9 protein-coding genes are annotated in these 10648 nt (G+C 45.3%); 5 read left to right on the forward strand and 4 right to left on the reverse strand.

All coding sequences use genetic code 11. The features are described 5' to 3' along the window. Nucleotides 1–295 precede the first annotated feature (295 nt). The 3 genes from QTO00_RS07715 to nspC all read left to right on the forward strand — a co-directional run bounded on the left by QTO00_RS07715 (nt 296) and on the right by nspC (nt 5785). Nucleotides 296–3187 (forward strand): pyridoxal phosphate-dependent class III aminotransferase, encoded by a 2892-nt coding sequence (locus QTO00_RS07715; RefSeq protein ID WP_331424074.1) that lies wholly within the window; start codon nt 296–298, stop codon nt 3185–3187. A gap of 18 nt (nt 3188–3205) precedes the next feature. Next, nucleotides 3206–4459, forward strand: a complete 1254-nt coding sequence (locus tag QTO00_RS07720) for a carboxynorspermidine synthase (protein WP_331424076.1) — start codon at nt 3206–3208, stop codon at nt 4457–4459. Between the two features lie 186 nt (nt 4460–4645). Next, nucleotides 4646–5785, forward strand: coding sequence for a carboxynorspermidine decarboxylase (gene nspC / locus QTO00_RS07725; RefSeq protein WP_331424077.1), 1140 nt, complete (start codon nt 4646–4648; stop codon nt 5783–5785). A gap of 56 nt (nt 5786–5841) precedes the next feature. Here nspC and QTO00_RS07730 read toward each other — a convergent pair whose 3' ends face one another. Further along, a complete protein-coding gene (locus tag QTO00_RS07730; RefSeq protein WP_331424078.1) occupies nt 5842–6354 on the reverse strand; it encodes a glycine cleavage system protein R in 513 nt (170 codons plus the stop codon). Between the two features lie 201 nt (nt 6355–6555). After that, nucleotides 6556–7452 (reverse strand): DUF3943 domain-containing protein, encoded by an 897-nt coding sequence (locus tag QTO00_RS07735; protein ID WP_331424079.1) that lies wholly within the window; start codon nt 7450–7452, stop codon nt 6556–6558. Between the two features lie 177 nt (nt 7453–7629). On the opposite strand from QTO00_RS07735, the gene QTO00_RS07740 reads away from it, so the two are divergent. Next, on the forward strand, nt 7630–8871 hold the full coding sequence (locus tag QTO00_RS07740; RefSeq protein WP_331424081.1) for a CinA family nicotinamide mononucleotide deamidase-related protein: 1242 nt from the start codon (nt 7630–7632) through the stop codon (nt 8869–8871). Between the two features lie 244 nt (nt 8872–9115). Further along, the gene (locus tag QTO00_RS07745) at nt 9116–9361 is read left to right on the forward strand and encodes a hypothetical protein (RefSeq protein WP_331424082.1); all 246 of its coding nucleotides are present in this window, start codon (nt 9116–9118) and stop codon (nt 9359–9361) included. A gap of 53 nt (nt 9362–9414) precedes the next feature. Here the strand turns inward: QTO00_RS07745 and yfaE are convergent, their stop codons facing one another. Both yfaE and nrdB read right to left on the reverse strand, forming a co-directional pair. Next, nucleotides 9415–9693, reverse strand: a complete 279-nt coding sequence (yfaE, locus tag QTO00_RS07750) for a class I ribonucleotide reductase maintenance protein YfaE (protein WP_038207621.1) — start codon at nt 9691–9693, stop codon at nt 9415–9417. Further along, nucleotides 9693–10648: class Ia ribonucleoside-diphosphate reductase subunit beta (gene nrdB, locus QTO00_RS07755; protein WP_331424084.1), on the reverse strand; the 956-nt coding region annotated here is incomplete at its 5' end. The genes yfaE and nrdB, both read right to left, overlap by 1 nt.

The raw sequence follows: 10648 nt of genomic DNA on the forward strand, positions 1-10648 counted from the left end.
TCGGCAAGTCCTTTTGTCGATAGACGGGATACTAATGTCGCGAAGCGGCATGTGAATGGGAAACCCAACATTGAACTCACATACCAAAATTACATTAATCAGCTTAGTTCTTCCTCAATGCCCTGTTTTACAAGACAGTTGCATTACTGAACCTTGATTTAGTCTCTTAATATTCAATCCATCCTCGATGGATCGTTCTCTCGTACGCGCTATTTAGACAACTCGCTGCGAGGTTTGCTGTACCCTCAAATCCGTTCTGATTGAGGGAGAGAACACTATTTCAAGGGATTTAATGATGAGCACAGCCTTTGAAGTCGATAACGCTGTAATTGACACCGCTATCGCAACACCTTTTTCAACTCAGATTCCAGTATTGGAAGGAACGTACGATCTTACTCCTGACCAGATCTTGCTGGACCAAGAGCAACACGAATCTGAAGTTCGATCATACCCACGTCGATTACCTATTGCGATTAAACAAGCGTATGGTTGTTTAGTCGAAGATACGCGTGGTCAAATTTTCCTAGATTGCCTTGCGGGTGCGGGTACATTGGCTCTGGGGTACAACCATCCAGAGATCAACCAAGCGCTAAAAGAACAATTGGATTCTGGTTTGCCATACCAGACGCTCGATATCGCAACCTCAGCGAAAACGCATTTTATTAAGTCTGTTAAAGGCTTTTTACCGCAAGAGTTGAGCGACAACTGTGTGATCCAGTTCTGTGGTCCTTCTGGCGCGGATGCGGTTGAAGCGGCAATCAAACTGGCAAAGCAGACAACTGGTCGCAACACCATGTTCGCTTTCCGCGGTGCTTACCACGGCATGACGAACGGCACCATGGGAATGATGGGTAACTTGGGCACCAAAGCACGTCGCACTGGCTTGATGTCAGACGTCCACTTTATGCCATTCCCTTACGATCTGCGTTGTCCATTTGGTCTAGGTGGCGATGAAGGCGCGAAATCGGGCATTCGTTATATTGAACGTCTTTTGAACGATGATGAAGCAGGGATCATGAAGCCTGCAGCGATCGTTGTAGAGCCAGTGCAAGGTGAAGGTGGTGTTATTCCTGCTCCTGCATTTTGGCTACGTGAGTTGCGTCGTATCTGTGATGATCACGGTATCCTACTAATTTTTGACGAAATTCAATGTGGTGTAGGTAAGTCTGGCTACAACTTCGCATTCGAAGAAGCAGGCATTGTCCCTGATATTCTGTGTTTGTCGAAAGCGATTGGCGGCGGCTTGCCGATGTCGCTACTTGTGATCAACAAGCAACACGACACATGGAAGCCAGGTGAACACACCGGTACTTTCCGTGGCAACCAACTAGCGATGGTGTCCGGGGCGAAAGCACTCGAAATCATCCAGCGTGATAACCTTGTCGAGCATGCAAACGTTGCAGGCCAGTACCTACGTTTTGGCCTTGAGAGCATTCAAAAGCGCGTCAACTGTATTGCAGATGTACGCGGCAAAGGTTTGATGCTTGGCGTTGAGATTAAACATCCAAGTGGCGAGCTAAACAAGTTTGGTGAGCCTTTGTCAGATGGCCAGCTTACTCTTGCGATTCAACGTGCGGCGCTTGAACGTGGATTGATGGTAGAAAAGGGCGGTCGCGACGGTTCGGTGATTCGTTTCCTTCCACCATTGATTATCTCTTTCGAGCAAATTGACTTTGCACTGCGCGTACTGGAAGATGCGATCATCGCTGCAGGCGGGAGCAACGTTGAAGCAGACCCACAAGAAGAGTGGAAGAAGCACTTCATTCAAACTGGTGAGCTAGGCGGTACTGAGTTTGCCTCAGTAATGAATCACACCACAGCCGCGATGAAGTCAGTATTCGAGCAGGTGGACGCGCCATACTCTGGTATGGATCCAAAACTGCTCGAAGCGGCGATTAACGCTGTCGATCTGGACAACAAAAACGCATCGCTAAAATCTGTAATTGATGAAGCAGCAGAGCTTGTTGCGAAGAATGCGATTTTCACTCAGCACCCAGATTGCATTGCTCACCTACATACACCGCCTCTTATGCCAGCAGTCGCGGCAGAAGCCATGATTGCAGCATTGAACCAATCAATGGATTCATGGGATCAAGCGTCGTCTGCGACTTACGTAGAGCAAAAGGTGATTAACTGGCTGTGTGACAAGTACGAACTTGGTGAAAAATCGGACGGCATCTTCACTAGCGGCGGCACACAAAGCAACCAAATGGGCTTAATGCTGGCTCGTGATTGGATTGCTGACAAGCTAAGCGGTCACTCTATTCAGAAGTTGGGTCTTCCAGATTACGCAGACAAACTGCGCATTGTGTGCTCTAAGAAATCACACTTCACGGTTCAAAAGTCAGCATCTTGGATGGGGCTAGGTGAGAAAGCCGTGATGACCGTCGATGCGAACGCTGACGGTACAATGGACGTAAGCCAATTAGATCAAGTTCTAACTCAGGCAAAAGCAGAAGGTTTGATTCCATTCGCGATTGTTGGCACTGCGGGGACGACCGATCACGGTGCGATTGACGAACTTGATTTCATTGCTGATATGGCAGCGAAACACGAAATGTGGATGCATGTTGACGGCGCTTATGGTGGTGCATTGATTCTTAGCAGTCACAAATCACGCCTGAAAGGTGTAGAGCGAGCACACTCGATCAGTGTCGACTTCCACAAATTATTCTACCAAACAATCAGTTGTGGCGCGTTGCTGGTGAATGATAAGTCGAACTTTAAGTTCTTGCTTCACCATGCTGACTACCTAAACCGTGAACACGATGAGCTACCAAACCTGGTGGACAAATCTATCGCAACGACGAAGCGATTTGACGCATTGAAAGTCTTTATGACGATGCAAAACGTCGGGCCTAAAGCGCTTGGTGATATGTATGATCACTTGTTGGCACAAACTAAAGACGTTGCTGAGATGGTTCGTGCACATGATCAGTTCGAGCTTCTGGCTGAACCAGCACTTTCAACGGTTCTTTTCCGAGCAACCAATGTGTGTGCCGATCTTGATGAACTGAACAAAGCGTTGCGCCTTGAAGCGTTGACTCGCGGTATTGCAGTTCTCGGTGAAACCATCGTTGATGGTCAAACCGCACTTAAATTTACGATTTTAAACCCTTGTTTGACGACAGCGGATTTTGAATCTTTGCTTTTGAAAATTAACACGCTAGCGGCTGAGCTAGCTTAATAAAGGTAACGGAAAACTATGGCTATTCTACAGATTGGTGCAGGTGGTGTTGGTTGGGTTGTTGCACACAAAGCGGCACAAAACAACGACGTTCTAGGAGATATTACTATCGCGTCTCGCACGGTTGGTAAGTGTGAAAAAATCATCGAATCGATTCAGAAGAAAAATAACCTGAAAGATGCATCTAAGAAACTCGAAGCACGCGCAGTGAACGCTGATGATGTCGATGCACTCGTTGCTCTTATTAACGAAGTGAAGCCAGATCTTGTGATTAACGCAGGTCCTCCTTGGGTTAACATGACCATTATGGAAGCATGTTACCAAGCGAAAGTTTCATACCTAGATACATCAGTAGCCGTTGATCTCTGTTCTGAAGGTCAGCAAGTGCCAGAGGCTTACGACTGGCAGTGGGGTTACCGTGAGAAGTTCGAACAAGCGGGCATCACAGGTATTCTAGGTGCGGGTTTCGATCCAGGCGTGGTGTCGGTATTCGCAGCGTACGCTGTGAAGCATCTGTTTGATGAAATCGATACGATCGACGTTATGGACGTAAACGCAGGCGATCACGGCAAGAAGTTCGCAACTAACTTTGACCCTGAAACCAACATGCTTGAGATCCAAGGTGACTCTTTCTACTGGGAAAACGAGCAGTGGAAACAAGTGCCTTGTCACTCACGTATGCTTGAGTTTGATTTCCCTAACTGTGGTACTCATAAAGTATATTCAATGGCGCACGATGAAGTTCGTTCAATGCAAGAGTTCATTCCAGCAAAACGCATTGAGTTCTGGATGGGTTTCGGTGACAAGTACCTAAACTACTTCAACTGTATGCGCGATATCGGTCTACTTAGCCCAGATCCGCTAACGCTTCACGATGGTACCGTTGTACAGCCTCTACACGTACTTAAAGCACTATTGCCTGATCCAACGTCACTCGCACCGGGCTACACTGGCCTAACGTGTATCGGTACTTGGGTACAAGGTAAGAAAGACGGTAAAGAGCGTAGCGTGTTTATCTACAACAATGCTGACCACGAAGTGGCGTATGAAGATGTTGAGCACCAAGCGATTTCATACACGACAGGTGTTCCTGCAATTACTGCGGCACTCCAGTTCTTCCGCGGTGAGTGGGCAGACAAAGGCGTGTTCAACATGGAGCAGCTAAATCCAGACCCATTCCTAGAGACAATGCCAAGCATCGGTTTAGACTGGCACGTTCAAGAGCTAGAAGCTGGTCAAGGTTTACCAGTCATTCACGAACTTAAAAAATAACGGCTGTTTTTTTTAAGTTTGGTATCAAAGGGGACAGAACTGTTCCCTTTTTACGTATATTGAGTGGTCATTAGTGGTTTTAATTTTGTAACTCACTTCGTTCAGACAGGACAAAATTAAAAACAACCAATGCCAACTCATTTGGTTTTACTTTCCTATCTTCGGGTAGAGTATAAGCGCGCACTAATGACAGTTAATAAACAACAACTTAAAACCCCATACTTTATGATCAACGAAGCTAAGTTGATTGAAAATCTAGAGAAAGCAAAGCAGCTTAAAAAGATCTCTGGGGTTAAATTGGTATTGGCACTCAAATGCTTCTCCACTTGGGGGGTGTTTGACATCATCAAACCCTATCTTGATGGAACGACGAGCTCTGGCCCTTTTGAGGTTAAGCTTGGTCACGAAACCTTTGGCGGCGAAACTCATGCCTACAGTGTGGGTTATAGTGAAGATGACGTGCGTGAAGTCGCTGATATCTGTGACAAGATGATCTTCAACTCTCAGTCTCAACTTGCTGCATACCGACATATTGTGGAAGGAAAAGCTTCACTGGGTTTACGTTTGAATCCAGGTGTAAGCTACGCAGGTCAAGATCTTGCTAACCCTGCGCGTCAGTTCTCGCGTCTTGGTGTGCAAGCCGATCATATCAACCCACAAGTGTTTGAGAACATCGATGGCGTGATGTTCCATATGAACTGCGAAAACAAAGACGTGGATGCGTTTATTGGTCTGCTTGACTCTATTTCCGAACAGTTTGGTAAGTATCTAGACAAGCTTGATTGGGTAAGTATGGGCGGCGGGGTGTTCTTTACATGGCCGGGCTATGATATTGAAAAGCTCGGTTTGGCACTCAAAGCGTTTGCACAAAAGCACGGCGTTCAGATGTATCTCGAGCCGGGTGAAGCAATCATTACTAAAACGACTGATCTTGTAGTGACTGTGGTTGATATCGTCGAGAACGTTAAGAAGACGGCGATTGTCGATTCAGCGACAGAGGCGCACCGACTCGATACATTGATTTACAACGAGCCTGCGTCAATCTTGGAAGCATCTGAAAACGGTGATCATGAATACGTGATTGGTTCGTGTTCTTGTCTGGCTGGTGACCAGTTCTGTGTTGCGAACTTCGATCAGCCAGTAGAAATTGGTCAGCGCTTGCATATTCTAGACAGTGCAGGTTACACCATGGTGAAACTTAACTGGTTTAATGGCTTGCGTATGCCATCGGTATATTGTGAACGCTCGACGGGCGAGATCCAAAAGCTGAATGAGTTCGACTACTCTGACTTTAAGCGCTCACTTTCTCAGTGGTCAGTAAAGTAAGGTTCTCTCCCCGAGGTAAACAAAAAAGAGAGCGAAATTTCGCTCTCTTTTTCTATCTAGCTCTCAACGAGAACCCGAGTATCTTCACTCAACGATTCCAGCTCATTGGCAACATCATCAATGTTGATTTGCTGAGGGAGCCTAACCGACATGCTTGCAGTGAAAAGACTTGAGCTTACGCCACCGCCGCCAGCAATAAATACGCGCTGACAATCCATATCCAGTATGTTGATACCTTGTCCATCAAGAACATGGGTGATCTCATTGACGATACCTGCACGATCATTGGAGTCGAGCCTTAGTTGGTAAACTGCATCGCTGTCGTGAGCATGTTGATCAGAATCGACAACTTGTACCAGTAGGTCTGGATGAGACGTAAACGCATCTTTAACGACCTGTTCATTCTCAGCGGGCAAGTTCACTTTGATGACCGCAGCGACTTGATCCTCGATGAAGTTTACTTTGCTGATTAGCCACTTACCACCATTTTCATGAGTAATAGCTGCAAGTTGCTTGATAGTAGCAGGCGTAGCTTTGCCAACGAAATTAACAATGAATGTACTGTTCATACTGGGCCTCCAAACGCTGAGTAAGGCATGATGTATCTTTCATCTACAGCGATAAAAGAGAGTTAATACCTAACTTCAGTTTAGAATGTCATGACCAGTTAGGTTTGATCTGGGTCAAGAATTACCCCTAAATCCTTGTCTCAATTATCGATCTTTTATAGCGACCACAAAACGTTTGACTGCGTATCGGCCATGGGATGTTTAAAACGTCACCTTCATCTCGGCGCCCCAAAATACGCTGTCGTAGCTTGCACCTGAGTCTAAGGCGAACTTAGCGGCCTCTTTATTACCTAGCCAAGGTTGGTTGGTAAATTGAAATTCGGCACTGCCTCCCCATGCTCCGCTAACCCAACCGTGAATATGTCCGACAGGGTTGAGGAAAAACAATGAAACGCTGCCTAATGATTCTGAACCCATAACTTCGCCCCCTGAGGCCACAATGTCTTGCTCCTTTTCAAACATCATTTCACCAACAATAGCACCGAAGAAAGGGGTGATGAAAATATCTTGCCATGATGGTACTTCTGCAAACGCTTCGACGCCGTATTCCCAGAAAAAGGTCGACATGGTGGCGGAATAGAGGAAAGATTCAAATTCATCGAAACCTGCGTGGCGTGCAGCGGTATAGTAAACACCACCAAAATAAGGGTGCATAATGTAGTTCAGGACATGTTCATCTCGATCCCATACCGGGCCTGAAGAGACGTTGTCTTTCCATTTAGAGCCTAAGCTACTTATATCTCGGTCATCTTTTTCCCACTTTGTGATCTCTTCAGGTAAAAGGGTCATGAGTCCAACGGTTGCTACGCTCAAACCTAAAATGGTGTAGGTTTGCCCCATTAGATAGTCCCAGTCTTTTCCGTCTGAAACAGTCAGATGCTTTGGTGTTTCTGGCTCTTCTAACTTGAGTTCACTTTCTGTCAAACTAAGTGCAAACGGATTAGGGGGCTGATACTGATAAGAGTGATGGAACGGTGTGTTAATTTGAGCTTGATCTACCGTATACGAAAACTCAATATGGTCTGTGGGAGCATATAAATTAACGTTGGCATGAGCTGGCGCTGACAAAACTAAAGCGATAATGCTTTTTTTGAACACAGAGTACTCCATCGGTTCTAAATTGATGATCAAGTTCACAATTATCTGGTAAAAGTTAACGATTGAGAATCAATAATTGTCCTAAATAGAAAATTTAGTTGGTTTTAGGCAAATTAGCACAATTGTTATGAGTTAAACTCTTAAAAACTGTGATGTTTTGCCACTAAGGATTAAATAATGTTAAAAATCGCAATGCTCAGCACAGGGGAAGAGGTCCTTCACGGAGACATCGTAGATACGAACGCTGCGTGGTTATCACAGAGATTTTTTGAACATGGCTTTAGCGTGACAAAGCGCTCGACTGTGGGTGATGAGATGTCTGCTTTGGTTGAAGAGATGCTTATGCTGAGTTTCAACAGCGATGTAGTGATAGTGAATGGTGGCTTAGGGCCAACAAGTGATGACTTGAGCGCAGAGGCAGCGAGTATCGCGGCAGAAAAACCACTGGTACTCTATCCGGAGTGGATAGAGAAGTTAAAGGCGTTTTTCTCTTCGCGTGGATTAGCCATGCCAGAGAGTAACCACAAACAGGCGATGCTTCCACAAGACTCCCTTCTTCTCGATAACCCGATCGGAACCGCTTGCGGGTTTAAAGTTGTTATCAACGATTGTGACTGCTATTTTACCCCTGGCGTACCAAGTGAATTTAAACTAATGGTCGAGCAGTGCATTTTGCCAGACATGAAAAACAGCCATCCAGATGTTTCTGGGCAAGAATGCAGTAAGCTGTATACGTTTGGAACGTCCGAGTCAGCATTGTCAGATACCCTTGATAAGGTTCAATTACCTCAAGGCTATACGTTAGGTTATCGCTCTTATTTGCCTTATATCGAAGTGAAGCTATTTGGCCCCAAGGGGGACTTAGATAATCGCGTAAAACTGCTGCAAATTATCTTTAACTTGATAGAAAACAATGTCGTCAGTGTTGATGAGTCAATGCAAGATCACGTCGCCTATCTGATTCAGGAGCGTAAACAGTCAATCGCGACTGCAGAGCAATCAACCTATGGTGCGTTGTCTCACTGGCTTCAATCTAATGAAATGGGTGCGGAGTACTGTGGTCATGGTTGGGTTTTAGGCCAGCGTGTCAGTGTTGGTGATGATAAAGACGATCCTCTTGCGGCATCTTTTGCTCTGGCTGGTGCAACCAAAGATAAATGTGCAACAGATATTGCTATTGTCACGGGTAAAGTAACTGACAAGACGTTTTCCGTCGCTTTGGCAGCGCCAGAAGGAGAGTGGGGGCAGGTGTTGACGCTTAATCGTCAGTATAACCGTGTAGATAGAACGTCGGTTATTACCACTGTGGCAGCGGACATGCTGAGAAGATACCTTAACTCAAAGCCGATGTTTGCTCACTATAGCTCTTTAACTCGCGACAAAGAGATGTTCGTACCTCGTAATGCTCTTGGTGAATAAATATTCAACTAGAGTGTTGAGCCTGTTTTGTCAAACAGGCTCAGACTACCGTGCCGTAATAAGTTTTTGATACCATTTCTTATTCCCAAACAGCGAAAAATTTTTTTTAATATTCATTCTTTGAATAAATGTTAACTAAATGATTTTCAATGGAAGTCAAAATTGTCTTAATTTTGCAACGTGCAATCAGAAAAATAACCTTTAAACTGAGATTTCGGGAGTCGATCTGCTCAAGGAGGTTAGCATGTTTAGTCAGTCCAAAATTCTCGTTTGGTATCAAGTGGCAAGCCAAAAAGTCTATTTGGGAGAGGCGTTTAGCGATGAGCACCATAACGTAATCTCGCTGTGGCTTGAAGCGCCGAAAGAGCGAACTGATGATGATAACTTGGGTTATCACTTGTCTTTGTTTGATGATGGTGGCAGAGAGATTGGTGATAAGTCGGTTTCGATGTTAACCGCAGACGAGTTTCTATCAGGGCTAAGAGCCTAACAACAAAAATGGCCACTGCTACGTGGCCATCGGTTAAATTTATTCTTGAATAATTATGCGCGTTTCTCTTTCAGCGAGTAATTGACATCTTCAATTTCGATGTCAGTTTTCGCTCGGCAGATACACGGTAAGATTTCATTCTCTTTGGTGTAAGCCATGGCAAAACCAACGTATTCGACCTCGCCGGAGACTAGAGTGCAGCGACAAGCGCCGCAATGTCCATCTCGGCAGTGATATTCAGGCTCGAGACCGGCGTTTTCCATTGTTTCAAGAATGGTATTCGACGGATGCGATTGAATAGCGGTGATTGCGTTGATTTTAATTCGCGACATTAGAGTTCAAAATCCTTAAAGTCATCAGCTCGAACGTCACTGTCTATTTGACCAACAAGGTAAGATGAAATCTCTGCTTCTTGTGGCGCTACCTGTACGTTATCTGAAGACAACCATGCGTTAATCCATGGAATTGGGTTTGACGTTGCTTCTGGATACGCTGCGTCTAGACCAACCGCTTGCATACGAATGTTCGTAATGTATTCAACGTATTGGCAAAGGATGTCTTTGTTCAAACCGATCATTGAACCATCTTTGAATAGGTACTCTGCCCACTCTTTCTCTTGTTCAGCGGCGTCTTTGAATAGGTCGAAACACTCTTGTTTGCACTCTTCAGCAATCTGCATAAATGAGAAGTCATCCTGGCCGTTGCGTAGCAGGTTGATCATATGCTGCGTACCAGTAAGGTGAAGTGCTTCATCACGAGCGATCAGCTTGATGATCTTGGCATTACCTTCCATCAATTCGCGCTCTGCGAATGCAAATGAACAGGCAAAACTGACATAGAAACGGATCGCTTCTAGCGCGTTAACCGACATCAGACACACATACAGCTTCTTCTTAAGATCGTGAAGCGTAATTGTAACTTCTTCGCCATTGATTGTGTGGGTGCCTTCACCATAACGATGGTAATCGTTAGTCAGCTGGATTAAATCATCGTAGTAGTGAGAAATGTCCTCGGCACGCTTAAGGATGTGCTCGTTTTCAACGATGTCATCAAACACTAGGCCCGGATCGTTGACGATGTTACGAATGATGTGGGTGTATGAACGCGAGTGAATCGTCTCTGAGAATGACCAAGTTTCAATCCAGGTTTCTACTTCTGGAAGAGATACCAGTGGAAGTAGGGCAACGTTAGGGCTACGACCTTGGATAGAGTCGAGTAGCGTTTGGTATTTAAGGTTAGAGATGAAAATATGCTTTTCATGCTCTGGCAGCTTGTTGTAATCGATAC

The sequence above is a fragment of the Vibrio sp. M260118 genome, assembly GCF_036533755.1.
Taxonomy (GTDB): domain Bacteria; phylum Pseudomonadota; class Gammaproteobacteria; order Enterobacterales; family Vibrionaceae; genus Vibrio.

Bases quoted from the DNA above. Each gene is read 5' to 3' on its own strand.
- QTO00_RS07715 (WP_331424074.1), top strand. From the start codon at position 296: ATGAGCACAGCCTTTGAAGTCGATAACGCTGTAATTGACACCGCTATC.
- QTO00_RS07720 (WP_331424076.1), top strand. From the start codon at position 3,206: ATGGCTATTCTACAGATTGGTGCAGGTGGTGTTGGTTGGGTTGTTGCA.
- nspC (WP_331424077.1), top strand. From the start codon at position 4,646: ATGACAGTTAATAAACAACAACTTAAAACCCCATACTTTATGATCAAC.
- QTO00_RS07730 (WP_331424078.1), bottom strand. From the start codon at position 6,354: ATGAACAGTACATTCATTGTTAATTTCGTTGGCAAAGCTACGCCTGCT.
- QTO00_RS07740 (WP_331424081.1), top strand. From the start codon at position 7,630: ATGTTAAAAATCGCAATGCTCAGCACAGGGGAAGAGGTCCTTCACGGA.
- QTO00_RS07745 (WP_331424082.1), top strand. From the start codon at position 9,116: ATGTTTAGTCAGTCCAAAATTCTCGTTTGGTATCAAGTGGCAAGCCAA.
- yfaE (WP_038207621.1), bottom strand. From the start codon at position 9,693: ATGTCGCGAATTAAAATCAACGCAATCACCGCTATTCAATCGCATCCG.